Origin of the sequence: Streptacidiphilus sp. MAP12-33 (genome assembly GCF_041261265.1) — a bacterium.
GTDB lineage: Bacteria > Actinomycetota > Actinomycetes > Streptomycetales > Streptomycetaceae > Streptacidiphilus.
In genome coordinates this window covers 71,614-97,475 of record NZ_JBGCCA010000025.1, presented here as the reverse complement: position 1 = coordinate 97,475, position 25,862 = coordinate 71,614, and the positions used below count along the sequence as shown (strand labels likewise).

General features: G+C 73.0%; 28 protein-coding genes. 13 read left to right on the top strand and 15 right to left on the bottom strand.

Annotated elements, in window-relative coordinates; genetic code table 11:
- Nucleotides 1-11: 11 nt before the first annotated feature.
- Complete coding sequence (locus ABH931_RS24130) at nucleotides 12-923, bottom strand: oxidoreductase (RefSeq protein WP_370116858.1); 912 nt, start codon at nucleotides 921-923, stop codon at nucleotides 12-14.
- A gap of 208 nt (nucleotides 924-1,131) precedes the next feature.
- Between ABH931_RS24130 and ABH931_RS24125 the strand changes: the two genes are divergently transcribed.
- Nucleotides 1,132-2,058: a 5'-3' exonuclease H3TH domain-containing protein gene (locus tag ABH931_RS24125; RefSeq protein ID WP_370116966.1), complete on the top strand. Its 927-nt coding sequence runs from the start codon at nucleotides 1,132-1,134 to the stop codon at nucleotides 2,056-2,058.
- A 15-nt stretch (nucleotides 2,059-2,073) separates the two neighbouring features.
- On the opposite strand, the gene ABH931_RS24120 is transcribed toward ABH931_RS24125, so the two are convergent.
- The 4 genes from ABH931_RS24120 to ABH931_RS24105 all read right to left on the bottom strand — a co-directional run bounded on the left by ABH931_RS24120 (nucleotide 2,074) and on the right by ABH931_RS24105 (nucleotide 6,045).
- Entirely contained in the window at nucleotides 2,074-2,271 is a 198-nt protein-coding gene (locus ABH931_RS24120) for a hypothetical protein (protein WP_370116855.1), read from the bottom strand.
- Between the two features lie 408 nt (nucleotides 2,272-2,679).
- A complete protein-coding gene (locus ABH931_RS24115; protein WP_370116852.1) occupies nucleotides 2,680-3,399 on the bottom strand; it encodes a TetR/AcrR family transcriptional regulator in 720 nt (239 codons plus the stop codon).
- A gap of 2 nt (nucleotides 3,400-3,401) precedes the next feature.
- The gene (locus ABH931_RS24110) at nucleotides 3,402-4,865 is read right to left on the bottom strand and encodes an MFS transporter (RefSeq protein ID WP_370116849.1); all 1,464 of its coding nucleotides are present in this window, start codon (nucleotides 4,863-4,865) and stop codon (nucleotides 3,402-3,404) included.
- 139 nt (nucleotides 4,866-5,004) lie between these two features.
- Nucleotides 5,005-6,045 (bottom strand): endonuclease/exonuclease/phosphatase family protein, encoded by a 1,041-nt coding sequence (locus ABH931_RS24105; RefSeq protein ID WP_370116847.1) that lies wholly within the window; start codon nucleotides 6,043-6,045, stop codon nucleotides 5,005-5,007.
- Between the two features lie 86 nt (nucleotides 6,046-6,131).
- Here ABH931_RS24105 and ABH931_RS24100 point away from each other — a divergent pair, with 86 nt between their 5' ends.
- The 3 genes from ABH931_RS24100 (at nucleotide 6,132) to ABH931_RS24090 (ending at nucleotide 9,107) form a co-directional block, all read left to right on the top strand.
- Nucleotides 6,132-6,830 carry a response regulator transcription factor gene (locus ABH931_RS24100; RefSeq protein WP_370116844.1) on the top strand — a complete coding sequence of 233 codons (699 nt, stop codon included), beginning with the start codon at nucleotides 6,132-6,134 and terminating at the stop codon, nucleotides 6,828-6,830.
- Nucleotides 6,831-6,897: 67 nt separating this feature from the next.
- On the top strand, nucleotides 6,898-7,944 hold the full coding sequence (locus tag ABH931_RS24095; RefSeq protein WP_370116963.1) for a sensor histidine kinase: 1,047 nt from the start codon (nucleotides 6,898-6,900) through the stop codon (nucleotides 7,942-7,944).
- Between the two features lie 11 nt (nucleotides 7,945-7,955).
- Nucleotides 7,956-9,107, top strand: a complete 1,152-nt coding sequence (locus ABH931_RS24090; RefSeq protein WP_370116841.1) for an acyl-CoA dehydrogenase family protein — start codon at nucleotides 7,956-7,958, stop codon at nucleotides 9,105-9,107.
- 32 nt (nucleotides 9,108-9,139) lie between these two features.
- Here the strand turns inward: ABH931_RS24090 and ABH931_RS24085 are convergent, their stop codons facing one another.
- Nucleotides 9,140-9,679 carry a hypothetical protein gene (locus ABH931_RS24085; protein ID WP_370116960.1) on the bottom strand — a complete coding sequence of 180 codons (540 nt, stop codon included), beginning with the start codon at nucleotides 9,677-9,679 and terminating at the stop codon, nucleotides 9,140-9,142.
- Between the two features lie 297 nt (nucleotides 9,680-9,976).
- Here ABH931_RS24085 and ABH931_RS24080 point away from each other — a divergent pair, with 297 nt between their 5' ends.
- From ABH931_RS24080 to ABH931_RS24065, 4 genes are all read left to right on the top strand, one after another.
- Nucleotides 9,977-10,729, top strand: a complete 753-nt coding sequence (locus ABH931_RS24080) for a TetR/AcrR family transcriptional regulator (RefSeq protein WP_370116838.1) — start codon at nucleotides 9,977-9,979, stop codon at nucleotides 10,727-10,729.
- Between the two features lie 69 nt (nucleotides 10,730-10,798).
- Entirely contained in the window at nucleotides 10,799-12,436 is a 1,638-nt protein-coding gene (locus tag ABH931_RS24075) for an amidohydrolase (protein WP_370116835.1), read from the top strand.
- A 73-nt stretch (nucleotides 12,437-12,509) separates the two neighbouring features.
- The gene (locus ABH931_RS24070) at nucleotides 12,510-12,743 is read left to right on the top strand and encodes a hypothetical protein (RefSeq protein ID WP_370116833.1); all 234 of its coding nucleotides are present in this window, start codon (nucleotides 12,510-12,512) and stop codon (nucleotides 12,741-12,743) included.
- Nucleotides 12,740-13,816 carry a UbiA family prenyltransferase gene (locus ABH931_RS24065; protein WP_370116830.1) on the top strand — a complete coding sequence of 359 codons (1,077 nt, stop codon included), beginning with the start codon at nucleotides 12,740-12,742 and terminating at the stop codon, nucleotides 13,814-13,816. Before ABH931_RS24070 ends, ABH931_RS24065 begins: the two co-directional genes overlap by 4 nt.
- Before the next feature lie 135 nt (nucleotides 13,817-13,951).
- Here ABH931_RS24065 and ABH931_RS24060 read toward each other — a convergent pair whose 3' ends face one another.
- A complete protein-coding gene (locus ABH931_RS24060) occupies nucleotides 13,952-14,692 on the bottom strand; it encodes a maleylpyruvate isomerase family mycothiol-dependent enzyme (protein WP_370116827.1) in 741 nt (246 codons plus the stop codon).
- A 172-nt stretch (nucleotides 14,693-14,864) separates the two neighbouring features.
- Between ABH931_RS24060 and ABH931_RS24055 the strand changes: the two genes are divergently transcribed.
- A complete protein-coding gene (locus tag ABH931_RS24055; protein WP_370116824.1) occupies nucleotides 14,865-15,236 on the top strand; it encodes an antibiotic biosynthesis monooxygenase in 372 nt (123 codons plus the stop codon).
- Between the two features lie 21 nt (nucleotides 15,237-15,257).
- On the top strand, nucleotides 15,258-16,043 hold the full coding sequence (locus ABH931_RS24050) for an alpha/beta fold hydrolase (RefSeq protein WP_370116822.1): 786 nt from the start codon (nucleotides 15,258-15,260) through the stop codon (nucleotides 16,041-16,043).
- A gap of 13 nt (nucleotides 16,044-16,056) precedes the next feature.
- Here the strand turns inward: ABH931_RS24050 and ABH931_RS24045 are convergent, their stop codons facing one another.
- The 7 genes from ABH931_RS24045 to ABH931_RS24015 form a co-directional block, all read right to left on the bottom strand.
- Entirely contained in the window at nucleotides 16,057-16,896 is an 840-nt protein-coding gene (locus tag ABH931_RS24045) for an SAM-dependent methyltransferase (RefSeq protein WP_370116819.1), read from the bottom strand.
- Nucleotides 16,897-17,152: 256 nt separating this feature from the next.
- Nucleotides 17,153-17,536, bottom strand: coding sequence for a DUF6221 family protein (locus tag ABH931_RS24040; RefSeq protein ID WP_370116817.1), 384 nt, complete (start codon nucleotides 17,534-17,536; stop codon nucleotides 17,153-17,155).
- A 14-nt stretch (nucleotides 17,537-17,550) separates the two neighbouring features.
- Entirely contained in the window at nucleotides 17,551-18,306 is a 756-nt protein-coding gene (locus ABH931_RS24035; protein ID WP_370116814.1) for a formylglycine-generating enzyme family protein, read from the bottom strand.
- A 213-nt stretch (nucleotides 18,307-18,519) separates the two neighbouring features.
- Nucleotides 18,520-18,888, bottom strand: a complete 369-nt coding sequence (locus ABH931_RS24030; RefSeq protein ID WP_370116812.1) for a hypothetical protein — start codon at nucleotides 18,886-18,888, stop codon at nucleotides 18,520-18,522.
- Nucleotides 18,889-19,099: 211 nt separating this feature from the next.
- A complete protein-coding gene (locus ABH931_RS24025) occupies nucleotides 19,100-19,750 on the bottom strand; it encodes a vitamin K epoxide reductase family protein (protein ID WP_370116809.1) in 651 nt (216 codons plus the stop codon).
- Nucleotides 19,750-20,607 (bottom strand): thioredoxin domain-containing protein, encoded by an 858-nt coding sequence (locus ABH931_RS24020; protein ID WP_370116807.1) that lies wholly within the window; start codon nucleotides 20,605-20,607, stop codon nucleotides 19,750-19,752. Before ABH931_RS24020 ends, ABH931_RS24025 begins: the two co-directional genes overlap by 1 nt.
- A gap of 122 nt (nucleotides 20,608-20,729) precedes the next feature.
- On the bottom strand, nucleotides 20,730-21,407 hold the full coding sequence (locus ABH931_RS24015; protein ID WP_370116804.1) for a hypothetical protein: 678 nt from the start codon (nucleotides 21,405-21,407) through the stop codon (nucleotides 20,730-20,732).
- Nucleotides 21,408-21,496: 89 nt separating this feature from the next.
- Between ABH931_RS24015 and ABH931_RS24010 the strand changes: the two genes are divergently transcribed.
- The 3 genes from ABH931_RS24010 (at nucleotide 21,497) to ABH931_RS24000 (ending at nucleotide 25,331) form a co-directional block, all read left to right on the top strand.
- On the top strand, nucleotides 21,497-22,345 hold the full coding sequence (locus ABH931_RS24010) for a patatin-like phospholipase family protein (protein ID WP_370116802.1): 849 nt from the start codon (nucleotides 21,497-21,499) through the stop codon (nucleotides 22,343-22,345).
- 159 nt (nucleotides 22,346-22,504) lie between these two features.
- Nucleotides 22,505-23,107 (top strand): hypothetical protein, encoded by a 603-nt coding sequence (locus ABH931_RS24005; RefSeq protein WP_370116800.1) that lies wholly within the window; start codon nucleotides 22,505-22,507, stop codon nucleotides 23,105-23,107.
- 163 nt (nucleotides 23,108-23,270) lie between these two features.
- Nucleotides 23,271-25,331 (top strand): phosphocholine-specific phospholipase C, encoded by a 2,061-nt coding sequence (locus ABH931_RS24000; RefSeq protein WP_370116798.1) that lies wholly within the window; start codon nucleotides 23,271-23,273, stop codon nucleotides 25,329-25,331.
- Here the strand turns inward: ABH931_RS24000 and ABH931_RS23995 are convergent.
- Complete coding sequence (locus ABH931_RS23995) at nucleotides 25,321-25,761, bottom strand: ATP-binding protein (protein ID WP_370116795.1); 441 nt, start codon at nucleotides 25,759-25,761, stop codon at nucleotides 25,321-25,323. The two genes, ABH931_RS24000 and ABH931_RS23995, sit on opposite strands and share 11 nt — an antisense overlap.
- Nucleotides 25,762-25,862: the final 101 nt, after the last annotated feature.

Below are 25,862 nucleotides of genomic sequence, written 5' to 3'. Positions count from 1 at the left end.
CCGGGCGCTGATCAGACCGGGTAGGTGACGCCCGTCAGCTCCTGCGACACCGTCCACAGCCGCTGCTGTGCGGCGGTGTCGTAGGAGGCGGGGGTGGAACGGACCAGCTTCGGCGCGCCGCGCATCTGCTGGAAGCCGCTCGGGCCGTAGTACTGACCGCCGCTCACCTCGGCGTCGGTGGCCGCGCGCAGGCTCGGCAGGGCGCCCTGCTCGGCGGGCTGGGCGAGCAACGGCTCGACCAGGGCGCGGTTGGCGGGCTGCATCCAGCCGGGCAGATGGCGGGTCAGCTCGGTGCTGGAGTAGCCGGGGTGGGCCGCGACGGCGATCGTGCGGGCCTCGACGGCGGCGAGCCGACGCTGCAGCTCGTAGGCGTGGAGCAGGTTGGCCAGCTTGGACTGGCCGTAGGCACCGATCCGGCTGTAGCGGCGCTCGGACTGCAGGTCCTCGAAGTTCACCCCGCCGCGCGCGAACTGGTGGGCCAGGCTGGCGACGACCACGATGCGCGAGCCCGGCACCTGGAGCAGCCGGTCCAGCACCAGGCCGGTGAAGGCGAAGTGGCCCAGGTGGTTGGTGCCGAGCTGGAGCTCGAACCCGTCCGCCGTCCGCCCGTAGGCGGGGAACATCACTCCCGCGTTGTTGACGAGCAGGTCGATCCGGTCGAAGCGCTCGCGCAGCTCGGCGGCCGCGGCGCGCACGGAGTCCAGCGAGGCGAGGTCGAGGGCGAGCAGCTCCGCCTTGCCACCCTGAGCACCGACCACCTCGGCCGCGGCGGCGGCACGCTTCGGGTCGCGGCAGGCGAGCACCACGGTGGCGCCGCGGGCGGCGAGCACCTTGGCGGTCTCCAGGCCGAGCCCGCTGTTGGCACCGGTGACGACGGCCACCCGGCCGTTCTGGTCGGGGACGTCGGCTGCGCTCCAGGCCATCGCGGGCCCTCCGGATTCGACTAAGTGAACGTTGTTAACACTGAGGTGTGCTCGATGGTGCTCCCACGCCCGCGCGCTGTCAAGCAGCGCCGGACGCGGGCCGGCTCCCCGCCTCCTCCCTCGCGTCCGACCGGGCGCTGTCACCGCCGTGCGGCAAGATGAGCGCATGAGCCGAACCGCCGCCGGCACCACCGCTGCGCCCACCCTGATGCTGCTGGACTCCGCGAGCCTGTACTACCGCGCCTACTTCGGCGTTCCCGACTCGGTCCGCTCCCCCCAGGGCGAGCCGGTCAACGCGGTGCGCGGCCTGCTGGACTTCATCGCGCGCCTGGTCTCCGACCACGCCCCGGACCAGCTGGTGGCCTGTATGGACGCCGACTGGCGCCCGCAGTGGCGGGTCGACCTGATCCCCAGCTACAAGACCCACCGCGTCGCGGAGGACCCGGCCGCGGCCGAAGCCGGCGAGGAGGAGACCCCGGACACCCTCGCCCCCCAGGTCCCGGTCATCACCGCCGTCCTCGACGCCCTCGGCATCGCCCGCGTCGGCGTGCCCGGCTACGAGGCCGACGACGTCATCGGCTCCCTCACCGCCCGCGCCACCGGCCCGGTCGACGTGGTCACCGGCGACCGCGACCTGTTCCAACTCGTCGACGACGTCCGCTCGGTGCGCGTGCTCTACCCGATCAAGGGCGTCGGCACCCTGCAACTCACCGACGACGCGCTGCTGATGGAGAAGTACGCGGTCACCGGCGCCCAGTACGCCGACATGGCCGCCCTGCGCGGCGACCCGAGCGACGGCCTGCCCGGCGTCCCCGGCGTCGGCGAGAAGACGGCCGCCAAGCTCATCGCCCAGTTCGGCGACCTCGCCGGCATCGAGGCCGCCGCCGCCGATCCGGCCGCCAAGCTCACCCCCACCCAGCGCAAGCGCATCCTCGACGCGGCCGACTACCTCGCCGTCGCCCCCAAGGTCGTCCGCGTCGCCGCCGACGTCCCCCTCCCCGCCGACCTCGACCCCACCCTGCCCGCCGCCCCCCGCGACCCGCAGGCTCTGGAGCAGCTCGCCACCCGCTGGGGCCTCGGCACCTCCCTCACCCGCGTCCTCGACGCCCTCGCCCACCATGGCAAGCCCATGTGACGGTTCAGGCCGCCGTCAGCGACCGGACTGGCGACGCTGGAAGCGTGAGTACGCCACGCCGAAAACCACCGCGAAGAGCACCAGGTAGAGCCCCGCCAGCGCGATCATGCCCGTGACGACCATGCCAACCACGGACCACGGACCGCTGCCCGCAAGCAGCAGGACGAAAAAGCCGGCGAGCGCGAACGGCGTGAGCATCAGCGTCACCAGCATGGCGTCCGAGCCTTGATCTCTCATCTCTCCCCCTCCGTGGCGCACTGCCGTGGGCAGTGTCTCGCCGCCAGGGGGGCGGGTCATGAGTAGGAGTACTCGGTCGGACCCGGCGTCAGCGGGTGAATATCCGGTGGGGATTGCGGGTGGCCGCGGGCTGGTCGCGGTCCAGGGTGGCTCCCGGGTAGGCCTTGCCCGTGCTGCGCACGGCGAGCCGGCGGCCACCGCGGCCAGGCCGCTCACGCCCGACAGGCCGGGAACGGCGCCGTTGCCGCCGACGACCCAGGCGATCGCGATCAGGGCGACGCCGGCCAGGAGCAGGAGCCAGCCGAGCGCGGCGCGGGTCCTTCCGCCGCCCGACGAGCCGCCCGCGCCCCGGCTCGCTCGCCGGGGCGCCCGCCGGCTCGCGCGTCAGTGGCGCCGCTTGGGCAGGCCGCGGAAGACCAGGGAGTCGTCGGCCGGGCGGTGGGGCAGAGGGCGCGCGCCGGGGGCGGGGCGGAAGCCGGCGAGGACGACCTCCAGGTAACGGCGCCAGAGGTCGGGGGCCTGGCCGGCGGTGTCGTCGATCAGGCTGCGCAGCGCGAGCACGGAGAGGTAGACGTCCGTGAGGGTGATGTCGGCCCGGACGTCGCCGGCAGCCTTCGCCTGGTCCAGCATCTGCCCCATCAGCCGCCACAGCTCACCGCGGCGCTCCTCGTCCTGAGAGGGCGGGGACGCCTGCCACAGCAGGGCGAGGCAGCCATGGTGACCGGCCATCACCTCGCCCATGTGGAAGAGGGACTCCTCCAGCCCGCTCGCCTGCCCGGGCGCGCGATCCGCGCCCAGCGCGGCCGACATCCGGGCGTACTCCAGGATGGACTCGAAGATGACCTCGCTGAGCTCGTTGATCAGCGCGTCCTTGGTGGGAAAGCGCCGGTAGAGCGTGCCCATGCCGACGCCGGCGCGGCGGGCGATCTCCTCCACGCCGGCGTCCGGCCCGTGCTCGGCGAAGGCCTCCCAGGCGGCCCGCAGCAGTCGCGCCCGGTTCTCCGCCGCGTCGCGGCGAAGGCCCTTGCCCGTCGAGGCGGCGGCAGCGGTCGCGGCGGCGGTGGCGGCCGTGGCCGCCGCGGTCCGGCCCTGGGAGTCGCTCATGATCATCCGTTCAGTGAAGCTGCGTTCACATCGGCCTGCTGCTGGTCCGCCGACTCGCCCGCGGCCACCATGCGCGGGGCCCGACGGACCGCCGGGATCAGCAGACTGGCGACGGCGGCGAGGACGCCGCCCGCCGTGAGGAGCCAGAAGACGTCGGTGTACCCGGAGTCCTGAGGGAACGGGTGGGTGGGGGTCACGCCGGAGGCCAGGATACTGGCCGCGACGGCGCTGCCGACAGCACCACCGATGGTGCGGATGTTGGCGTTCATGCCGCTTGCCACGCCGGTCTGCTCGGCCGGCACCGCCTCCACCACGATGGCCGACATCGACGAGAAGGCCAGGCCCAGACCGATGCCGAGCAGCGAGGAGGAGAGGTAGAGCTCCCAGACGCGGGAGTGGTCCACCGCCAGCAGCACGAACGGGAGGACGGTCACCAGGCTGCCCGCGACCAGCACGGCCTTGGAGCCGAACCGGGCGGAGAGCCGGCCGGTCCAGGTGCCGAGCACGAACATGGCCACGGTCATCGGCAGCATGTAGAGGCCGGACTGGGTGACGCTGGCGCTGAAGCCGTACCCGGCCAGCTTGGACGGCGTCTGCACCAGCTGCGGCAGGAACGTCATGGTGGTGTACATCCCGACGCCGAACAGCAGCGCCACCAGGTTGGCGGTCCACACGGCGGGGATGCGCATCATCCGCATGTCGATCAGCGGCTCGGCGGAGCGCAGCTCGACCAGGATCCACAGGGCGGCGAAGACCACGGTGGCGGCGAACAGGCCGAGCACGCGGGCGCCGCCCCAGCCCCAGGTCGGGCCCTCGCTGACGGCCAGCAGCAGCGTGACCAGCCAGGCGGACAGCAGGCCCGCCGCGGTCCAGCTGATCCTGCCGGGGGTGCGCACCGGGGACTCCGGCACGAACAGGAAGGTGGCGACGGTGGCCAGCCCAGTCATGATCATGGGAAGCCAGAACAGCCAGTGGTAGTCCATGTTGTTGGTGATGGGACCGGCCAGGATCAGGCCGATGCCGCCGCCGACGGCGGTGAGCGCGGCGGTGGTGCCGACCGCGCCGCGCACCTTCTCGGCCGGGAACTCGTCGCGGATGATGCCGAAGGCCAGCGGCAGCACGCCGCCGCCGAGACCCTGGATCACGCGGGCGACGATCATCAGGCCGATGGAGTTCGAGAGCCCGGCGAGCGCGGAGCCGAGGGTGAGCGCCAGCAGCGTGGCGATCAGCATCCGTTCCTTGCCCACCTTGTCGCCTATGCGCCCGAGGATCGGGGTGGCGACGGAGGCGGACAGCAGGTACCCGGTCATCAGCCAGGTGGCCGTGGACTGGGAGGTGTGCAGGTGCTCGATCAGCGTCGGCAGCACCGGCACGATCATCGACTGCAACAGCGCGTACGCGCCGACGCCGAGCACCAGCACCGCGAAGGTGACGTTGTAGTGCGGTCGGTTCTTGGTTCTGGCCATAGGTCAGGTCTCCAGCGGGCAGGCTAACCGGAGATTTGACTCCGCATACGGAGTCTAGCACGAAGCGGAGAGTGCTCTCCGGTTGGACCGGATGCACTGACACGGCGCTTAGGGACACGCTCGGCGCGCAGGGGGCGCATCACGTCAGCCGGATTCCCGTGGCCACCGGCAGGTGGTCGCTGCCGGTGGCCGGGAGCACCCGGGCGTCCGTCGCGGTCACCCCGCGGACGAGGATCTGGTCGAGGCGGACGAGCGGGAACGCCGCCGGCCAGGTGAAGCCGAAGCCGGAGCCGGCCGAGTCCTGGGCCGAGTGCAGGCGCGCGGTGAGGGGGGCGAGCGCACGGTCGTCCGTCGTGCCGTTCAGGTCGCCGAGCAGGAGCACCCGGCGGCTCGGGTCGGCCCCGACGGCCCGGCCGAGCGCCTGCGCGCCGATGTCGCGCGAGGCGGTCCAGAAGCCCCTTCGGGGCATCAGTCGCACCGATCCCAGATGGGCGACGTAGACCGTCAGGGGACCTCGGTCCGTCGCCACCGTCACGCGCAGGGCCCGGTTGGCAGCCGACTTGGCGGCCACCGGCTTCCTGGCGGCCAGCGGGCCGTAGTCCATGACGTCGATCGCCACGGCGTCCGAGAGCGGCCGCTTGCTCCACAGGCCGACCGTGCCCTGCACCGCGTGGTACGGGTACGCCTCGGCCAGCTGCGACTCGTACGTACCGGTGGCCTGCGGGGTCAGCTCCACCAGGGCCAGCAGGTCGGCGCCGGTGGCCGCCAGCGCCCGGGCCGTGCGGGTCGGGTCGGGGTTGTTCGCGTTGATGTTCTGCTCGACCACGGTAAGGTCCGGGCTGCCCTGGGACGGGGCCCCGAACACCCCGGTGTACAGGTTCCCGCCGAAGAGGCAGAGCCACACCACAGCCGGCAGCAGCAGCGCGAGCGCCGCGGTCGCGGAGCGCCGCCACGCCGCGAGGGCCAGCAGCACCGGAACCAACAGGCCGAGCCACGGCAGGACCGTCTCCACCAGGCTGCCGAGGTTCCCGGTCCACCCGTTCGGGATCCACGCGTGGAACAGCAGCGTCAGCCCGAGCAGCAGCGCCGCCGCGGTGAGGAGCCGGCCGCCCTTCCAGCGGCCGGTGCGCGAGGAGGGCGAGGAGGGCGGGGAGAGCGGGGAGAGCGGAGTGCGGATCATGCCACCAGTCGACGCGATGCGATGTTGTCGCCGCGTACGGGTTTTCCCATACGGCGCCGACACAGGCCACCTCGTAGCATCGGGGCATGCGCGTGCTGATCGTCGAGGACGAGCCCTACCTGGCCGAGGCCATCCGCGACGGGCTGCGGCTGGCTGCCATCGCGTCCGACATCGCGGGCGACGGAGACGCCGCGCTGGAGCTACTGGACGTCAACGTCTACGACATCGCCGTGCTCGACCGTGACATCCCAGGGCCCTCCGGGGACGACATCGCCCGGCACATCGTGGCCTCGGGCAGCGGCATGCCGATCCTCATGCTCACCGCCGCCGACCGGATCGACGACAAGGCCTCCGGTTTCGCACTCGGCGCCGACGACTACCTGACCAAGCCCTTCGAGATGCAGGAGCTGGCGCTCAGGCTCCGGGCACTGGACCGCAGGCGCGCCCACAGCCGACCGCCCGTGCGCGAGATCGCGGGCCTGCGACTGGACCCGTTCCGCCGCGAGGTCCACCGCGAGGGCCGCTACGTCGCGCTGACCCGGAAGCAGTTCGCCGTCCTGGAGGTGCTCGTCGCCGCCGAGGGGGGCGTGGTCAGCGCCGAGGAGTTGCTGGAGCGCGCGTGGGACGCGAACGCCGATCCCTTCACCAACGCCGTGCGGATCACCGTCTCGGCGCTTCGCAAGCGTCTGGGCGAACCGTGGGTGATCGCGACCGTGGCGGGCGTCGGCTACCGCATCGACGCTACGCCACCGCCGCTCGGACCGGAGGCGGACGCCCGTGGCTGACCGGGACCGGCGGCCCCCTGGCCCGAGCGTCCGCCTCAAGCTGACCCTCAGCTACACCGGGTTCCTCATGCTGGCGGGCGCACTGCTGCTCGGGGCGGTCTGGCTGTTCCTGCTGCGCTACGTCCCCGAGCGAGCGTTCATCGTCCCCGGCTCGACCGGAGGCACCCCCGTGAGCTCGGTCTTTCCCGTGCGGAGGAACCTGCTGCACGTGTTCGCCCCGAAGGCGGCGGCGGTGCTGGCCTTCCTGCTGGTCCTCGGGCTGGTCGGGGGCTGGCTGCTGGCCGGCCGGATGCTCTCCCCGCTGACCCGGATCACCGACGCCACCCGCCGGGCCACGGCCGGATCGCTCGGGCACCGGATCAGGCTGCCCGGCCGCGGCGACGAGTTCCGCGAACTCGCCGACGCTTTCGACTCGATGCTGGACCGACTCGAAGCGCACGTCGCCGAGCAGCGCCGCTTCGCGGCCAACGCCTCCCACGAGCTGCGGACCCCGCTGGCCGTCTCCAAGGCCCTGCTCGACGTGGCCCAGGCCGACCCCGACCACGACCACGCCGAGCTGGTCGGCCGTCTGCGGGCCGTCAACTCCCGGGCGATCGACCTCACCGAGGCCCTGCTCCTGCTCAGCCGCGCCGGGCAGGGCTCCTTCGCGCGCGAACGCGTCGACCTGTCGCTGCTCGCGGAGGAAGCCGTCGAGACGCTGCTGCCCCTGGCGGAGAAGCGCGGCATCACCCTGGAGACCGCGGGCGACGTCGCCACCACGGACGGATCTCAGGCGTTGCTGCTGCAGTTGACCACGAACCTGGTCCACAACGCGATCGTGCACAACCGGCCGGACGGGGGCGGCGTGCGGGTCAGCACGAGCACGGACCCGGGCCGGGGCCGGGTGGTGCTCACGGTCGAGAACACCGGCGAGGTGATCGGCCCGGACGTGGCCGCGACCCTCACCGAGCCGTTCCGGCGCGGCACCGAGCGCGTCCGCTCCGACCACGCCGGGGTCGGGCTCGGCCTGGCCGTCGCCCTGACGATCACCCGCGCGCACGACGGGTCGCTCACGCTCACCCCGCGCTCCGGCGGCGGCCTCCGGGTCACGGTGGAACTCCCCGGCGCCGGATAGGTTGGCGGACCATGAAGCGCATCCTGTTCGACGACGAGCACCAGGCGTACCGAGAGAGCGTTCGCGCCTACCTGGACAAGGAGGTCGTGCCGCACTACGACGAGTGGGACCGGGCCGGGATCGTGCCGCGTTCGCTCTTCACCGGGCTGGGCAGCCTGGGCGCGTTCGGCATCGCGATCCCCGAGGAGTTCGGCGGGGCCGGCATCGCGGACTTCCGCTACCAGGTGATCCTCCAGGAGGAGGCGGCCCGGCTCGCCGTGTCGCCCGCGATCCTGGGCCCCGCGCTGCACGCGGACGTCTGCCTGCCGTACTTCCTCGACCTCACCACCGAGGAGCAGAAGGCCCGTTGGCTGCCCGGCATCGCCTCGGGCGAGCTGGTCACGGCGGTCGCGATGACGGAGCCCGGCACCGGCTCGGACCTCGCCGGCATCCGCACCAAGGCGGTCCGGGACGGCGACCACTACGTCGTCGACGGCGCCAAGACCTTCATCACCAACGGCATCAACGCCGACCTGGTGATCGTCGCGGTCCGCACCGGCGAGCACCCGCACCGCGGGCTCAGCCTGCTGGTCGTCGAGCGCGACACCCCCGGGTTCGAACGCGGACGCAAGCTGGAGAAGGTCGGGCTGCACGCGCAGGACACCGCCGAGCTGGTCTTCACCGGCGCGCGGGTGCCGGTGGCCAACCTGCTCGGGGTGGAGGGCGAGGGCTTCTTCGGCCTCACCCGCAACCTGCCGCAGGAGCGCATCTCCGTCGCCGTCTCCGGACTGGCCCAGGCGACCGCCGCGTTCGACTGGACCGTCCGCTACGTCCGCGAGCGCAAGGCCTTCGGCAAGCCGATCGGCACCCAGCAGGTCATCCGGCACCGGCTCGCCGAGCTCGCCACGGAGATCGAGATCGCCCAGCACTACCTGGACCGCTGCGTCCTGGCGCTCAACGACGGCGAGCTCACCGTCGTCGACGCGGCCAAGGCCAAGTGGTGGTGCACCGAGCTGCAGGGGCGCGTCGTCGACAGCTGCGTCCAACTGCACGGCGGCTACGGCTACATGCTGGAGTACCCGATCGCCCGGGCCTGGCAGGACAGCCGGGTGACCCGGATCTACGCCGGCACGACGGAGATCATGAAGGAGATCATCGGACGCTCCCTCGATCTCGGCGAGTAGCGCGGCAGGCCCGGGGCGGGAGCAGGGCGGCGTCAGGCGAGGCCGAGGGTCTGCAACGCCGTGGTCCAGTCCGTCGCGATCGCGTTCTGCGCGTCCGCGAGCTGGACCCGGCCGCTGCAGACGGCGTTCTTGAGCTTGGTCTCGACGCCGTCCTTCCCCGTGGAGGTGTAGCCCCCGCCCGTGGCGTAGTGGGGCTCGGGCCACAGGTTCCTGGGGTCGCGCGGGGCGCCGCCGAGTTCCAGCGGGACGAAGTGGTCCTCCTCGTAGTCGGACAGGTTGGTGTCGCTGTAGCCGTACTCGGCGATCTGCTGCTTCTTGAGCGCGTTGGTGTACGAGGTCGGCGGGCGCACGGTGGCCGTCCAGCCGGAGACGCAGATCGTGGAGTCGATGGTGTCCTGGGTGACGTCCGGGTTGGTCGCGCCCGGCGTGCAGGTCGGGTCCGGCAGCGGCAGGTAGTCCTGCGAGCACGTGGCGGCGGCGTGCGCGGAGCCCGCCCCGAGGAGGAGTCCGCCGGTCGTGAGAGCCAGGGCGGCGGCGGATATGGACAGGCGCCGGACAGCGGTGACGGGCATCGCGGGCACGGACGGCTCCGTTTCTGTGGGGACTTTCCTGGGAGGTTCCTGAAAGTTGGGTACATGACACCACTGGGCGGTGGAGACCCGGAAGGTCGCGGCACGGAACTCCTGATGTCGGGTCAGTAGCCGGTCGGTCAACGCGCGGAGATCCGCGAGGACGAAGGACGGCGCCACGCGTGGAATCGTGGACCCATGACACCTTCACCGCCCGCCGACCCCCGCGAGTCGAGGGAGCCGCAGCCCGCCGAAGGCGCGGGCTTGCCTATTGGTCATGCATCCAATAGCGTTCAGGGCATGCCGCCGAGCGCTCCACCCAAGCGGGTCCGCAAGAGCCCCGAGGCGCGCCGTGCCGAGATCGTGGCCCGCGCGGCCACGATCGCCCTGACCGAGGGCCTGGAGTGCATCACCATGCGCCGGGTGGCCGACGACCTCGCCGTGCGGCCGGGTCTGATCAGCCACTACTTCCCGGTGGCGGAGGAACTGGTCGCGGAGGCGTTCGGGACCGCCGCCGGCGAGGAACTGGAGGAGCTGATGCCGGCCGAACGACCGGCCGGCAGCGCCCTCGTCTCCCTGGCCGGGTTCTTCGCCCGCAGCACCGGCCCGCGGTACGACGACATGAGCCGCCTCTGGCTCAACGCCCGCCACCTGAGCCGGTTCCGGCCGGTGCTCGCCGAGCGGGTCGCGGTGCAGGAGGCCGCCTGGCGCGACCGGCTGACCCGGCTGCTGCGCGAGGGCGCCGCCGAGGGCACCTTCCACCCCGAGGACCCGGCCGTGGCGGCGATCCAGATCCTGGTCGTCCTCGACGGTCTAGGCGTGCACGCCAACACCGACCGCAGCGACCGGCCGCCCGCCGTCACGAACATGGCGGTCATCACGGCCGAGCGCGCGCTCGGCCTCACCCCGGGCAGCCTGCTCGACCTCGTCGACGCCGCGAGGAACGCCGCACCGACGCCGACGGCGGCCACCCCGACCCCGGCGCCTCGAACACCGCCGCCGACCGCACCGACGACGGCTCGGACCCCGGCCGACACGGCACCGACCGCCTGACCCCGTCCGCCCCGCCGGACGGCGCGCGGCGCGCCGCGCACACCCCCACCGTTCCAAGGAGCCCCCTCCGTGCCTTCCGACCAGCCCGACCTCGTCCTGCTCAGCGCCCGCCTGCTCGACCCGGCCACCGGCGCGTTCCTGCCGCAGACCGCCCTCGCCGCCGCCCACGGCGCGATCGTCGGCCTCGGGGACGACCGCGAGATCCGCGCCCTCGCCGGACCGGCCACCACGGTGGTCGACCTGCGCGGCGCGGTGGTCACCCCCGGCCTGGTCGACGGCCACCTGCACCCGGTCTCGGGCGCGGAGCGCACCCGTGGCGTGGACCTCTCCGGCTGCACCGACCTGGACGGCGCCCGCGCCGCCCTGGCCGCCGCCGCGCGCGCGCTCGCGCCCGGCGCCTGGCTGCGCGGCTGGGGCCTGGACCCGAACAGCTTCGGCGACCAGCCGGTCGCGGCCGCCTCCGTCGGCCCGGTGCTGGAGGGCGTCCCCGCCCTGCTCGACCTCTTCGACGGCCACTCCCAGCTGGCCAGCGTCCGCGCGCTGGAACTGGCCGGCGTCGACGGCCCGCGCCGCTTCGAGCAGGCCGCGGAGATCGTCTGCGACGCGGCCGGCCGGCCGACGGGCCTGCTGCTGGAGGACGCGGCCTGCGAGGTCGTCGAGGCGGCGGCCCCCAAGGCCACCCGCGACGAGGTGCGTGACGCCACCGCCGAGGTGCTGCGGCGGATGGCCGCGTCCGGTCTGACCGGCGGGCACGTCATGGACGCCGGGGGCGACAGCCTGGCGATCTACGGCGAGCTGGAGGAGCGCGGTGAGCTGGCGGTCCGCCTGCGCGTCGCCCCGATCGCCCAGCCCGGCACCGACGAGCGGGCCGTGGGACGGCTGATCCGGCAGCAGGGCACTGGCGGCACGCTGTGGCAGGTGGCCGGTGTGAAGCTCTTCATGGACGGCACGATCGACAACGGCACCGCCTGGCTGGAGCAGCCGGACTGCCACGGCCAGTCCACCCACGCGTTCTGGCCCGAGCCCGAGGCCTACAGCCGCGTCGTCGCCCAGCTCCACGCGGCCGGGGTGCCGACCAACACGCACGCGATCGGCGACGCCGCCGTGCGGCACGTGCTCGACTCCGTCGCCGGGGCCCGCGCCGCGCACCCCGAGGGCGGCGCCGTCCGGCACCGCGTCGAGCACATCGAGACCGTGCCGGACGACACGGTCGCCCGCTTCGCGGAGCTCGGCGTCACCGCGTCGATGCAGCCCACGCACTGCTGCGAGTACACCCGGGCCGACCACACCGACAACTGGTCGCGCCGCCTCGGCGAGGAGCGCGCCTCCCGCGCGTTCCGCTGCCGCGACCTGTGGGACGCGGGTGTGCGGGTCGTGCTGGGCTCGGACTGGCCGATCGCACCGTTCCCGCCGCTGGGCGTCATGGCCGGCGCCCGCCACCGCCGCCCCGGCGACCTCTCGCTGCCCCCGCACGGCCCCGAGCAGGCCCTCACCCCGCTCCAGGCCCTCCAGGGCTACACCCTCAACCCGGCCTGGGTCGCGGGCGACGAGGACCGTGCCGGCCGCATCGCCCTCGGCCACCGGGCCGACCTCACCGTCTTCGCGGACAACCCGCTCACCGTCCCGGACGCCGAACTGGCGGCGCTGCCGGTCCTGCTGACGGTCCTCGCGGGCCACCCGACGCACCGGGACGCCCGGCTGGCCTGAAGGTGAGTACGCGTACTCATGTGCCGGTGGGGGATGCGCGCGATGCTTCCTGGGTTCACCCCAGGAGGCACGCATGCAGGATCACCCACCGCCACCCGACGACTCCTCCGGCTACCGGCCGGCCCCGTCCTGGCTGGACCCGAGCCAGACGAACCCGGTCAGGCCCGAACGGATTCGTTCGGACAGGTCGGGTTGGGAGGTCATCGGGATCCTCGCCGCCGTCGTCTGCGTCCTCCTGGGGCTGGTGCTGGTCGGTCTCGTGATCAGCTTCGTCACCGCCATGAACAGCTGGGGGAAGAACAAGTGAGGACCGCTCCCGACCTGCGCACCAGACTCCGGCTGCTGCTCGCGCTGAGCCGCCCGCCCGTCTTCGTCCTGCTCGCGGTCTACGCCTTGCTCGGGCTGACCGGTGCCGGGCACGGCGAGGACCACCTGCTGGTCGCGCGGGTGCTCGTGCCCGTAGCGGCGTTCCTGCTCTTCTCCGTCGCGGTGAACGACCTCGCCGACGAGCGGATCGACCGGGTCAACCTGCCCGGCGACCCGAGCCGGCCCCTGGTCTTCGGCGGCCAGGCCTCGGACGGTGGGGCCGGGTTCCGGCGTGAGCTCGGCGTCGTCGCGGCGGTGGCGGCAGTCGTGGCACTGGGTTCGGCCGCTACGCTCGGCGTGGGAGCGGGGCTCCTGCTGGCGGCGGGCCTCGCCGTCAGCGCGGCTTACTCGCTGCCGCCGTTCCGGCTGGCGTCGCGGGGCGCGGTGGCGGCGGTGATCCTGCCCGCTTGCTACGTGGCGGTCCCTTACTTCGTCGGCCGACTGGCCGCGCACCCGGGTGACGGCCTCGGCGGGCCGCTGCTGCCGGCCGGCCTCTACGTCGGATTCATCGGCCGCATCCTGCTCAAGGACTTCCGGGACGTGCGCGGTGACGCGCTCTTCGGCAAGCGCACCTTCCTGGTGCGCCACGGTCGGGTCGCCACCTGCCAGTTCAGCGCCCTGTGCTGGACGGGGGGCGCCGTGCTGCTGCTGGCGGGCGCACCGCACCCGGACGCGGCACTGGCCGGTACGACGGCGGTGCTCCTCGTCACCGCGCTCTGGCTGCTGCGCGGCATCGCCCGGGACGCGCACCCCCGCCGGGAGGCACTGCGCATCAGCGCCGTCGCGATCGTGGGACGCGGCCTGCTGCTGGTCCTGCTGGCCCACGAGGCAGTGCCCGCCGCGCACTGGCCCAGCTGGGCCCAGGGGCTCCTGCCGCTCGCCCTCACCGCACTGACTCTGGGCCAGGCCCGCTCCATGCTCCGCCACGGCCCCCGCGGCAGTCTCGCGCTCCGCCTCCCGGAGCCGACCACCCCCGCCCCCGCCGACCCGGAGCCGACCACGGCCACGCGCTGACGCGCGGCGGGCCCGCGCACAGCGCGGGACCGACCCCTGCCTGCGCCCCGGTCACTCCTCTGGGGCCGGGGCACGCGCACGCGAACAGCCCCAACCCGAGCAGGGGCCCAGACCCGGGCGCCGGCCCGCGCGTGTTCAGCCCCAGCCGGGGACGGGTGCTTGGGGCCAGGGGGGCGGGGTCGGCACAGGGCCGTCCGTGGTGAGGGGCGCGCCGGTGGCGCGGCCGGCGAGCCAGGCCAGGACGGCGTGGCCCGGAGCGGTCACGGTGGCGCCCTCGGGTGCGAGCTCCCAGACCCGGCCGAGGTCCGGCGCCTGGACGCGGGCGAGCGGGAAGCCGCGGGTCGCCAGGCCGGTCAGGGTCCCTTCCAGCGCCCACCGCACGTAGTCCTCGGGCCAGTCGGCGGACGGGTAACCGACGGCGAGGTCGGTGTGGTGGGTCTCCAGCTCGCGGCGGGCCCGGTGCAGCACGAACCACGCCGGGTGGCGCCAGCCGGCGAGGGCCGTGACGAGCGTGGGCCACCGGTCGGCGGGCATCGCGGCCACCTCCGCCGACAGCGCGTCCAGGCTGCCCCGCAGATCCGCGGCGAGCGCGGCCGCCGGCCGCCCCGCCCCCTCGCGCAGGGCACGCTCCAAGAAGGCTCCGTCCGCGCGGGGGCCCGGTTCGACGCCCGTCCGGGCCAGGCCCAGCAGCCATCGGTAGACGTCGGCGCTGCGCGCGACGTGGGTGACCACGTGCCCACGGCTCCAGCCCGGCAACGCCGAATCGGCAGCGGCCTGTTCGTCCGTCAGGTTCGCCACCGCGCCGGCGAACCGGGCGGCCGACTCGCCCACGCGCGCCGACAGGACCTCGGGGTCGTCGAGAAGATCATCTGCCATACCGGCACTCTAGGGACCGGCCGACCCCCGGCGGAACCGTTCGCGGACCGGTTGCGTCGAACATCACCGGGACGCCCCCCCGCCCGGCAGGGCCGGGGGTGACGCCCCGCCAGACACTCCCCTGCGCCCGCCCCTGCCCCGCCGCCACCGGCCGGCCTGGCAAGATGGGGCCATGAGCATCGTCAAGATCAACGCACTCACCGTCCCGGCGGAGATGCGCGCCACGCTGGAGCAGCGCTTCGCCTCCCGCGCAGGCACGGTGGAGAGCTCCGACGGCTTCGAGTGGTTCGAGCTGCTGCGCCCGGTCGAGGGCACCGACCAGTACCTGGTGTACACGCGTTGGGCTTCCGAGGAGGCGTACCAGAACTGGATGGCCGGCCCCATGCAGGCCGCCCACGCGGGCGGCGGCCAAGGTGGTCAGGGCGGCCAGGGCGGCCAGGGCGGTCCGGGCGCCCACGGCGGCGAGGCGCCGCGTCCCGCCGCGACCGGGTCCTCGCTGTGGTCCTTCGAGGTCGTCCAGCAGACCGGCCCCAAGACCGACTGACCGTACCGGAGTTCCACACTCATGCCGCACGCGACCGCGCCCGACGGGACCCGTATCGCCTACCAGGTCCAGGGCGCGGGCGCGCCGCTCGTCCTGCTCTCCGGCCAGTCCAACAGCCACCGCTGGTGGGACAGCGTCCGCGCCGACTTCGATGCCGAGCGGACGACGGTCACGGTCGACTACCGCGGCACGGGTGACAGCGGCAAGCCCGACGAGCCCTACAGCACACCCGGCTTCGCGGAGGACGTGATCGCCGTCCTGGACGCGCTCGGCCTGGACCGCGCCGACGTGTACGGCACGTCCATGGGCGGGCGGGTCGCCCAGTGGATCGCCGCCCGGCATCCGCGCCGGGTGCGCCGGCTCGTCCTCGGGTGCACCTCCCCCGGCGGACCGCACGGCCTCGAGCGGGACCGCGCCGTCAGCACCGCCCTCGCCTCGCGCGACCACCACGCGGCCCACGCCACGCTGCTGGACCTGATGTACACCCCCGGCTGGCTGGCCACCCACCCCGGCCCGTACGGCACCACCGGCGACCCCGGCATGCCCGCGTACGCGCGCGGACGCCACCTGACCGCGAGCCGCCGCCACGACGCGTGGGACGTGCTGCCGGACATCACCGCCCCGACCCTGGTCGTCCACGGCGCGGCCGACGTCTTCAACCCCGCCGCCAACGCCCCGCTGCTCACCCGGCGCATCCCGGACGCCCGGATGCACCTGATCCCCGACGCCCGGCACGCCTACTTCGAGGAGTTCCGCGATGTCGCGAGCCCCCTGGTGCTGGACTTCCTGGACGCGCCGACGGACTGATCCACGGACTGACCTAGCGGGGTTTGCGCGCCGCGCCCGCCCAGTAGTACGCCGCCTCGGGGTCCTCCGGCGCGTGGCCGTCCGGGCTCCAGGCCATCACCGGGACGACGCCGGGCTCCAGCAGCTCCCAGTCGCCGAAGAACCGGGCCACCGCCTCGCGCCCGCGCGGTGCGAGCGGCAGGCGGCCCTCGTTCTCGGCCTCGGCGACGGTGGAGACCGCCTTCTCGTCGAAGTCGCCGGTGACGTGGCTGACGACCAGGCAACTCCCCGCCGGCAGCGCGTCCCTGAGTTCCGCCACCCGGGCCCACGGGTCCTCGGCGTCCTGCAGCAGCATCAGCACCGAGACCAGCATCAGCCCCACCGGCCGCGACAGGTCGAGGGTCTCCGCGAGCGCGGGGTGCCGCAGGATCGCCTCGGGCTCGCGCAGGTCCGCGTGCACGTAGGCGGTCCGGCCGGTCGGCGAGCCGACCATCAGCGCGCGGGCGTGGGCCAGCACGATCGGGTCGTTGTCCACGTAGACGACGCGCGCGTCAGGGTTCTCCAGTTGGGCGACCTCGTGGGTGTTGCCCTCGGTGGGGATGCCCGTCCCGATGTCGAGGAACTGGTCGATCCCCTCCTCCCGCATCAGCCGGCGCACCGCCCGGCCCAGGAAGCGGCGGTTCTCCCCGGCCATGAAACGGATGGTCGGAATGATCCGCTCCACCTCGTCGCCGAGCGCCCGGTCCGCGGCGAAGTTGGTCTTGCCGCCGAGCCAGTAGTCGTACATCCGTGCCGAGTGCGCCACGCTGGTGTCGATCACGGCGGGCCGCCACCCGGGATCCTCGTCCACCCAGGTCCAGTCCGGCTGCACCACCAAGGCCTCCCCCGTTCAAGGTCAACAACGCGACGATTCCATGGAGTTCACCCGACGGGCAAGTCGGCTCCCGGCCAGGCTCGGCAGGCTCCGCCCGGACACCGCCACAGACTGCGACCGACGGGGGAACGATCGTGGACCCGGCGCTGGTGGGCCGCATGTGGGAGTACCTGCGTGCGGGCCTCGCCATGGACGTGGCCGCGCCCGACGCGCTCGACGACCCGGCCTTCGAGAACATCCGGGTCGACGAGGCGGGTCAGCTGGTGACCGCTGGGACCCACCCCCACGCCCGGGCCAGGCCCAGCACGGTCGGGCACGGCCAGGCCAGCCGCGTGGCCGACCCCGGCTCCGCGCACACCGCGCAGCGGCCCGCTCCGTCCGCGACGTCCGCGTGGTCCGCGAGCACGGCGCGCTCCGCCTCGACCCGGCGCAGCACGGCCTCCGGCATGTGCAGTCGGATGTGGGCCTCCGCTGCCCGCGTCTCGGGCGTCGACACCTCCTGGCCCGCCAGCAGGAACTCGACCGGCTGCGAGGGCCACAGCAGCACGGCGGGCTCGCTCGCCGCCCGCGCCCGCGCCTCGGCCTGCTCGTGCGCCTCCCGCAGGAAGGCAACGGCGGGGTGCTCGTTCACGACGCTCATGGGTCCACTGTGACTCACCGCGGTGGCAGTGGCGCGGCCGGCCGCACCGCGGTGAAGCCGGCGTGCGCGTACCGGGTGGCGGACAGGAGCAGCAGCCACTCGTCGCAGCCCTGCCACGGGTGGACGTCGGCCGCGCCACCGCGCACCGCCCGCAGCCCGTCGCCGGTCCGGGGCCGTGCGTCGGACGGCGCACCGGCGAAGCCGGCGATCCAGACGTCGGCGCAGATCTCGTTCGCCGAGCCCATGGCCGCCAGCCCGAACGCGTTCTCGGCGGCGGCCGTGCGCTCCGGGTCGGCGAAGGCGTGGATGACCTGGTCCTCGTGGGGCCGGTGGTCACCGCGGAAGGTCAGCGTCGTGGTGCCGGCGCGCGCCGCGTACTCCCACTCGGCCTCGCTGGGCAGCCGGAACGGCAGCGCGGCGAGCAGCTCGTCCAGATCGTCCTCAAGTCGCGCCGTGCCGTGGCCGTCGCCGGTGTAGTCGTCTTCGTAGCCGGGCAGCCAGTGTCGGACCTGGTCGACCGTCAACGGATGCCGGGCGAGCAGGAACGGCTCGACCCGCACCCGCCGCACCGGTCGCGCGGTGTCCGCGGCCGCCAGAAAGGGCTCAGGGTCCTCGTCGAACCCACCGTCGCGCTCGATCGCGCGCAGCGCGTCCGCCTCCGCGTCCGACAGCCCCATCAGAAACGTGCCACCCGGTACCTCCCGGAACACCACCCCGGACGCCACGTGCCGCCACGCCGGACGCCCGGCCACACTCTCCTCGCTCCACATGGCGCCGGACCCTAACAGTCCGGCCCCACTTCACGCCTGACCGCGCGTCCAGTCGCCGAACGTACGGGAAAACGAGAAAAGCCCGGCGCAGCTCTGTTCAAGCCGCTGCGCCAGGCCATCGAACTGATCAACGAGACTTTCGAGGACGTCACAGAATAATCCGCCCCGAAATCACTGATCGTCTACGATCATTGACCCAATGGGCCGGACTTTCTAGCCGACCCAGACCCCGAACCCGTCCGCACCGGAAACGCCGTCGTACAGCTCGACCCGGAGCTGGTGAACGCCGTCGTTGTGGTAGAGAGCGGTGGTCTGGCCATAGCCCCAGGCCGTGCTGGTCTGACCGCCGGTGTTGACGTTCCGCTGCCAGAGACGCACCTCGCAGTTCACGTTGCCGCTGACCACACCGATGGCCCAGTTGGAGCTGGAACCGCTACCGATGATGTAGGCGTGGCAGTTCTGACTGACGGTGTCGCCGCCGTAGTAGGCACTCGCCGAGGCACTTGTCGCGGTGAGCGCCAGAAGACCGGCAACCGTACCGCCTACGAACATCAGCTTCTTCGAGAAAAGTGCAGCCTTCACGGGATTCCTCCTGGATCGATCGGTACACGCTGTCTCTGCGTTGATCAGGAGTGTTCTTCAAATCCCGGCTTGCCGTCCACGGTCGCGTTCAAGTGCCGCGTCCCGGAGGGCCGCGCGTATGAAGCCGGTCGGCCCGACCCGTGGGTGACGGGCCGGAGCGACCAGCCATTTCAGCAGCACATGGCCACGTCAGAAAACGTTGGCCCCACGCCTAGAGAAGAGTCGACCAGTAGTACCAGAAGCGGTCCAGGACCAGGACGACGATCAGCAGGTACGCCGCGAACGGGACGATCCAGTACCAGCCGGCGGCGGCTTCGACGCGCTCCCGGCCTCCGGCCGGGAGGGGGATGGTCCCCGTGCGGAGGTTGTGGAGGGTGGTGTACCAGAAGAGCGGGATCATCGCCGCCCAGACGACCATGCAGTACGGGCAGACCGCGCCGATGCTGTAGAGCGTCTGGTCGATCAACCAGCCGATGAAGCAGACGCCGAAGAGCGTCCCCGCCTGGAGTCCGAGCCAGAACCAGCGCGGCAGCCGCGCCCCCGTCAGGGCGACAACGCCGATGGTCACCACGACCGCGAAGCCGGCGAGCCCCAGCAGGGAGTTGGGGAAGCCGAACGCGGACGCCTGGGCCGTGCGCATCACCGAGCCGCAGCTGATGATCGGGTTGATGTTGCAGCTGGGGACGTAGTTCGGATTCTCCAGCAGCCGGATCTTGTCCAGGGTCAGCACCGAGGCCGCGCCCAGCGCGAACAGGCCGGCGATCACCAGCAGCAGCGCGTAGCCGCGCGAGGCGGCGACCCGGGTGGAGGCCCAGCCGCCCTCGGATTCGGCGGCGGGGACCGCCACCTCTCTCACCGTCATCACTTCGCTCCGACCGTCTTCTGGATCAGCGCCGTGTACGCGCTCGCGCTGATCGGGTTGCCCGAGCTGTCGAAGACGTTCAGCTGCTGACCGTCCAGCTTGAGCGTGGGGGTGCCCTGGACGCCGCTGGCGTTGAAGGCCTGGGAGACCTTGGCCGCCCACGGGGCGTAGACGCGGTCCTTGACCGCCTTGGTGAACTCCGGGGTCACCAGGCCCGGGACCTTGCCGGCGAGGTCCAGGAGGTGGCCCAGGTCGCCGAAGCCGTCGGTGGTCTCCTCGGGCTGGTTGGCGTACAGGACGTCGTGGAAGGCCTTGAACTTGGCCGTGCTCTCGTTCAGCGCCGCGCCCGCGACCTGGAGCGCGTCCATCGAGCCGGTGCCGCCGAGGTTGTCGTCGAGGAACGTCGCCATGTGGTACTGGATCTTGTAGGTGCCGTTGTCGGCGAGCTCCTGGATCGTCCTGCCGTCGGCCCCCTCCAGCTTGTCGCAGATCGGGCAGCGGAAGTCCTCGTACACGTCGAGGGTGTGCTTGGCCTTCGGGTCCCCGTAGACGATCACGGTGCTGTCGGTCGCGGAGACGTGGGCCGGGACCACCAGCTTCTGCGAGCCTGCCGCCTGGTCGCCGCTGGAGTGGCTGCCGCCCGACGTGCCGGAGGAGTTGTTGCCGAGGTTGCTGACCACGACGCCGCCGACCGCGATCACGGCGACGGTCGCGGCGACCGCCGCGCCGAGGCCCACGCGCCGGGCGCGCTGACGGCGCTGCTCCTCGGCGGCGCGGGCGGTGCGCAGGCGCTCGCGCGCGTCGGCCTGGTCCTGCTTGCGGGCGTTACGGGTGTTGCGGGTGTTGTTGGTGCTCATGGCCGTCCTCACACGGGTGGTGATGCAGGGAGAAGGAAGGTGAGGGAACGGGCCGTGACGGGACAGCACAGCGAGGCGAGCCGGCCGAAAGCCGGGTACGCGAGGTCAGGACGCGGTGCTGCTCAGCAGGCCCGGGCCAGGAGCGGCGGACCGCGGCGCGGGGCGGTGCGCGGCTGCGCCTCCTGCGGGCCGCGTGCCTTGGCGCGGCGACTGGTTGCCGGCGGGCAGGGCCGCGCGGCGGGCACCGGCAGGGCGAGCGGCGCCGAGAGCCGCAGCAGCAGGGCGCGGACGCCCGGCCGGACCGTCAGGGCGACGGCTCCGAACAGCGCGGACAGGGCCGCCTCGCCACGCCGCAGCCACCAGGCGGCGACGAGCGCGAGCAGCAGGTGCACGAAGAGGAGCAGCATCGCCTGGCCGCCGCTGAGCTCGATCAGCGCGCGCGGCGCCTGCTCGGTCAGACCCAGCAGCCCGGGCCGGATCGAGCCCCCGCCACAGGCGAGCACACCCCAGCCATGGAGCCCCGGACCGGCGCCCGGCCCCGGCGGACAGCTCTGCTGCCCGGCGTTGAACAGCGCGTTCATCGCGACCTGGAGCGGGAGCAGGGTGAGCGCGATCGCCCCGTAGCGGCGCTCGCCGCGGAACACCGCGAGCGCGGTGAGCAGGCAGGCCCCGAAGGCCAGCAGCGCGACGTCCACCGGCACCGGCTGCCCGGTCACCGCCAGCCGCGCCCCGGTCGGGAGCAGGACGGAGAGCGCGGCGAAGACCGCCGCGCGCAGGAGCCTGATCCCTGTTCCGTCCATCCCCCGGAGTATGGCAAAGGATTCCTTACCAGGACAGCCCGCCTCGTGGAACACTCGCCGGAAGCCAAGATCACGGAGAGGGGAACGACATGAGCGGTCGGCGCGCACTGGTCCTCGGTGGGGGCGGGGTGGCCGGGATCGCCTGGCTGACCGGCGTCCTGGCCGGGCTCGCCGAACAGGGCCTCGACGTCACGGACGCGGATGTGATCATCGGCACGTCGGCCGGGTCGACGGTCGCCGCCCAGCTCAACCAGGGCCTCTCGCTCCCGGAGCTGCTCGCCCGGCAGCGCGAGTCCGCGCTGATGAACCGCGAGCTCACGGTCGAGTTCGAGCTCGGCCGGTTCGCGGAGCTCTGGGCGGAGCTGTTCACCGGCTTTCCCGACCCGGTGGCACGCACGCGCGAGCTGGGCCGCCGCGCGGTCGCGGCGGACACCGTGCCGGAGTCGGACCGACGCGAGGTGGTGGCGGGCCGCCTGCCCTCACCGTCCTGGCCCGAGAGCGACGTGCGGATCGTCGCGGTCGACGCGTTCACCGGCGAGCACGTCGTCTTCGACCGGACGTCCGGGGTGACCCTCGCCGACGCGGTCACCGCGAGCTGCGCGGTCCCCCTGGTCTGGCCGCCGGCCACCATCGGCACCACCCGGTACCTCGACGGCGGCGCGCGCTCGGCGACCAACGCGGACCTCGCGGCCGGCCACGACGCCGTCCTGGTCCTGGCCCCGCTCCCGTTCCCGGAGCTGGACGACGAGCTCGCCCTGCTGCGGCGCCAGGGCGCGACGGTCGCGGCCGTCGTCCCGGACGAGGCCTCACTCACGGCGTTCGGCGCCAACCCCCTCGACCCCTCCACCCGCCCGGCCTCCGCCACGGCCGGTCTCCACCAGGCCCGCACGGCGTCCGCCGCCGTCGCGGCCACCTGGCGTGAGGCGACCGGCTGGTAACCTGCCCCGAATCTTCGGCTGGGAGGCGGGATGCGTGCAGGTGGGCGGCTCCGGGGTGGGCTCCTTGCCGTGGTGGTGGGGACCATGCTCGCGGGGTGCGGGGGGCCGCCGCGCGGGCCGGTGGCGGTGACGACGCGGCCCGCGCCGCCCGTGCCCGCCGTGTCACTGCGCGGACTGCTCCTGCCCGCCTCTCTGCCGCACGGCTGGAAACTCCAGGCCGCCGAGGTCGACTCCGCACCGGGGAGCCCCGCCGGGGTGACCCCGCCGCGTGGGTGCCAGGTGCTGCTCGGCGAGGACGTCGTCGACGACAGCGCCACGGCGGCGGGCGCCTCCGCCCTCGCCAGGTTCGCCGGCGGGCACAGCGTCGCCGGTGGACCGATCCCGGGCACCGAGACGCTCTACGTCTTCCCCGGTCACGGCGCGCGCGACGCGCTCACGGCGGTCCGCGCGCTCGCGCGACGCTGCTCGAAGCAGGTGTCGGCGGACGGCACCACCACCCTCTTCTCCGTGGCCGCGGGTCCGCGCCTCGGCGACGAGAGTCTCGTGGTGCGGGCCCGCCAGACGTACCGCACCGACCCGGGCGTGGTCCGCTACGCGGACGCGGAGGTGGTGCGGATCGGGCCGTTCCTGGTGGTCCTGTCCACCGTCCCGATGCCGCGCGCCGACAGCGCGGCCGTCGCCGCCCTGCTGCCCCTGGCGGTCGCCCGCGTCACCCGCGGCGCCCACCCCTCCGCCGGATCGGCTTCCGTGCAACATTCCTGATGCCAAATCAGCTACGCCCCATGCGCCCCATAATCACCGTTCGATAACAAGTCTGGTCCAACCGTTCGCTTTGTTTCACTCGCCTGCCACTTTGTTACCGGTCAGTCGTCATCCGGCTGCCGGACAGTCCCCTCGTCGAACCGTCTCGCCCCGGAGGACTCACGTGGCCCCCGTCACCCGCCGTACTTTCCTCGGCTCCGCCGCCGCCCTCGGCGCAGCCCTGGGCCTGGACTCCCTGCCCGGCGCCGCGCCCCGCGCCGCCGCGGCCACCACCGGCACCATCACCGACATCAAGCACGTCGTCGTGCTGATGCAGGAGAACCGCAGCTTCGACCACTACTTCGGCACGCTCAAGGGCGTGCGCGGGTTCGGCGACCGCGCCACCATCCAGCTGTCGGGCGGTTACAACGTCTTCGACCAGCCCAACGGCAGCGGCCGCCAGTACCCGTGGCAGCTCAGCGAGACCAGCACGTGGTGGTGGGGCGTCAGCAAGGAGCAGTTGGCCCAGTGCGACGGCTCGCTCGACCACTCCTGGTCGACGCAGCACTCCGCCTGGAACAACGGCAAGATGGACAACTGGGTCTCCGCGAAGAGCTCCGTGCGGACCCTCGGCTTCATGAACCGCTCGGACATCCCGTTCCACTACGCGCTGGCCGACGCCTACACGATCTGCGACGCGTACCACTGCTCGATCCTGTCCGCGACCGGTCCCAACCGCACGTACCTGTGGTCGGGTTGGATCGACCCGGCGGGCACGGCGGGCGGCGCCGCCTACGACGGCGGGTCGGAGTCCAACCTCAAGTGGGAGACCTACGCCGAGGCGCTGCAGAACGCGGGCGTGAGCTGGAAGGTCTACCAGAACGCGAGCGACAACTACGGCGACAACGCCCTGGCCTACTTCAGCCAGTTCACCGGCGCGGCGAGCTCCAGCCCGCTGGCGCAGCGCGGCATGGGCTCGGTCCCCTCGACCGGCTCGACGCCGGACGACATCGCCGCCGCGATCAAGGCGGACGCCGCCAACGGCACTCTGCCGCAGGTCAGCTGGGTGGTCTCGAACCAGCTCTTCTCGGAGCACCCCGACGGCCCGCCGGAGAACGGCGCGCACTTCGTCAACATGGTGATCCAGGCGCTCGCCGCCAACCCGGACGTCTTCGACTCCACCGTGCTGTTCCTCAACTACGACGAGAACGACGGCTTCTTCGACCACGTCCCGCCGCCGGCCGCCCCCTCCGGCACCGCCGCCGAGTTCTACTCCGGCACCAACATCGGCCTCGGCTTCCGCGTCCCGATGATCATCGTCTCGCCGTGGACCCGCGGCGGCTGGGTCGACTCCCAGGTCTACGACCACACCTCCGTGCTCCGCTTCCTGGAGACCTGGACCGCGGCGCTGGGCACCCCGGCCACCTGCTCGAACATCTCCGCCTGGCGCCGCCAGGTCTGCGGCGACCTCACCGGCGCCTTCGACTTCACCAACCCCGTCTACGGGCTGCCCTCGCTGCCGGACACCAGCGCGACGATCAGCCAGGCCACGGCGAACCTGCAGATCAACCCGGCCCCCGGCACCAACTCGATGCCCACCCAGGAGCCCGGCACCAAGCCCGCCCGCGCACTGCCCTACCAGCCGAACGCCTGGGTCGACCACATCGAGTACGACGCGAGCGGCAAGGTCCTGCTCTGGATCGACATGGCGAACCAGGGCCCGCAGGCCACCGCCTACGCGCACTACTCCATCTACGCCAACGCCTACCGCACCGGCGGCCCCTGGCAGTACACCGTCGCGCCGTACGCAGGCGGCACCGACGGCACCGCCAACGACTTCTTCAACATCGGCTCGGGCTACGGCGACGGCCAGTACGACCTCACCTGCGTCGGCCCCAACCGCTTCCTGCGCCGCTTCACCGGCAACGCGAACGGCGCGGGCAAGGGCTGCGAGGCGTCGACGTACTACGCCACCGCGCCGAACACCGGCCAGCAGGCCGTCTGGTTCAAGATGACCAACACCGGTACCAGCACCGTCACCTACACCATCACCTCCACCAACTACCGCACCGACGGCCCGTGGACCTACCAGGTCGCGGCGGGCGCGACGGTCTCGGACTACTTCAACGCGGTCGCGTACGACAACGGCTGGTACGACTTCACCGTCACCGTCGACGCCGACTCCTCCTGGAGCCGCCGGGCCACCGGCCACATCGAGACCGGCGCGGCCAGCGTCAGCGGCTGACCTCGGAGGTCCCTGCTGCCGCGGGTGCGGGACGGAGGTGGAACCAGACCCACTTGCCGTCCTGCACCCGGAAGTACCCCCAGTCGTCGCTCAGGTCCTTGATCAGCGCCAGCCCGCGCCCCGACTCGGCGGTGCAGGCGACGACGGGTCCGTCCGGCACGGGCAGGGCCGGGTCGGTGTCGAAGACGGCACAGAACATCCCGCCGGTGAGGTGGTCCACGCGGACCTCGACGGTCACCGACGGCCCGTCCGTGTGCTCCACCGCGTTCGCGACGGCCTCGGTGACGAGCAGCTTGCCACGGTCGGCGACGTCCTCGTCGTAGTGGGCGAGCGCGGCGACCGTGTGCCGGGCCTGGGCCGCCGCCCGGGCGTGGCGGGGCAGAGTGAGAACGGCGGCCGGCGTGCGGTGGTCGCGAGCGGTGGCAGGCATGGCTCTCCTCGGCTGGTCGGGCGGCAGGAACGGGACGCGGCACCAGGGCACCACACGCCGGCGCCGCGTCCTCGTCTTCGACGCTACGGCTCCACGACGCC

Bases quoted from the DNA above. Each gene is read 5' to 3' on its own strand.
- ABH931_RS24130 (WP_370116858.1), bottom strand. From the start codon at position 923: ATGGCCTGGAGCGCAGCCGACGTCCCCGACCAGAACGGCCGGGTGGCC.
- ABH931_RS24125 (WP_370116966.1), top strand. From the start codon at position 1,132: ATGCTGCTGGACTCCGCGAGCCTGTACTACCGCGCCTACTTCGGCGTT.
- ABH931_RS24120 (WP_370116855.1), bottom strand. From the start codon at position 2,271: ATGCTGGTGACGCTGATGCTCACGCCGTTCGCGCTCGCCGGCTTTTTC.
- ABH931_RS24115 (WP_370116852.1), bottom strand. From the start codon at position 3,399: ATGAGCGACTCCCAGGGCCGGACCGCGGCGGCCACGGCCGCCACCGCC.
- ABH931_RS24110 (WP_370116849.1), bottom strand. From the start codon at position 4,865: ATGGCCAGAACCAAGAACCGACCGCACTACAACGTCACCTTCGCGGTG.
- ABH931_RS24105 (WP_370116847.1), bottom strand. From the start codon at position 6,045: ATGATCCGCACTCCGCTCTCCCCGCTCTCCCCGCCCTCCTCGCCCTCC.
- ABH931_RS24100 (WP_370116844.1), top strand. From the start codon at position 6,132: ATGCGCGTGCTGATCGTCGAGGACGAGCCCTACCTGGCCGAGGCCATC.
- ABH931_RS24095 (WP_370116963.1), top strand. From the start codon at position 6,898: ATGCTGGCGGGCGCACTGCTGCTCGGGGCGGTCTGGCTGTTCCTGCTG.
- ABH931_RS24090 (WP_370116841.1), top strand. From the start codon at position 7,956: ATGAAGCGCATCCTGTTCGACGACGAGCACCAGGCGTACCGAGAGAGC.
- ABH931_RS24085 (WP_370116960.1), bottom strand. From the start codon at position 9,679: ATGCCCGTCACCGCTGTCCGGCGCCTGTCCATATCCGCCGCCGCCCTG.
- ABH931_RS24080 (WP_370116838.1), top strand. From the start codon at position 9,977: ATGCCGCCGAGCGCTCCACCCAAGCGGGTCCGCAAGAGCCCCGAGGCG.
- ABH931_RS24070 (WP_370116833.1), top strand. From the start codon at position 12,510: ATGCAGGATCACCCACCGCCACCCGACGACTCCTCCGGCTACCGGCCG.
- ABH931_RS24060 (WP_370116827.1), bottom strand. From the start codon at position 14,692: ATGGCAGATGATCTTCTCGACGACCCCGAGGTCCTGTCGGCGCGCGTG.
- ABH931_RS24055 (WP_370116824.1), top strand. From the start codon at position 14,865: ATGAGCATCGTCAAGATCAACGCACTCACCGTCCCGGCGGAGATGCGC.
- ABH931_RS24050 (WP_370116822.1), top strand. From the start codon at position 15,258: ATGCCGCACGCGACCGCGCCCGACGGGACCCGTATCGCCTACCAGGTC.
- ABH931_RS24040 (WP_370116817.1), bottom strand. From the start codon at position 17,536: ATGAGCGTCGTGAACGAGCACCCCGCCGTTGCCTTCCTGCGGGAGGCG.
- ABH931_RS24035 (WP_370116814.1), bottom strand. From the start codon at position 18,306: ATGTGGAGCGAGGAGAGTGTGGCCGGGCGTCCGGCGTGGCGGCACGTG.
- ABH931_RS24025 (WP_370116809.1), bottom strand. From the start codon at position 19,750: ATGACGGTGAGAGAGGTGGCGGTCCCCGCCGCCGAATCCGAGGGCGGC.
- ABH931_RS24020 (WP_370116807.1), bottom strand. From the start codon at position 20,607: ATGAGCACCAACAACACCCGCAACACCCGTAACGCCCGCAAGCAGGAC.
- ABH931_RS24015 (WP_370116804.1), bottom strand. From the start codon at position 21,407: ATGGACGGAACAGGGATCAGGCTCCTGCGCGCGGCGGTCTTCGCCGCG.
- ABH931_RS24010 (WP_370116802.1), top strand. From the start codon at position 21,497: ATGAGCGGTCGGCGCGCACTGGTCCTCGGTGGGGGCGGGGTGGCCGGG.
- ABH931_RS23995 (WP_370116795.1), bottom strand. From the start codon at position 25,761: ATGCCTGCCACCGCTCGCGACCACCGCACGCCGGCCGCCGTTCTCACT.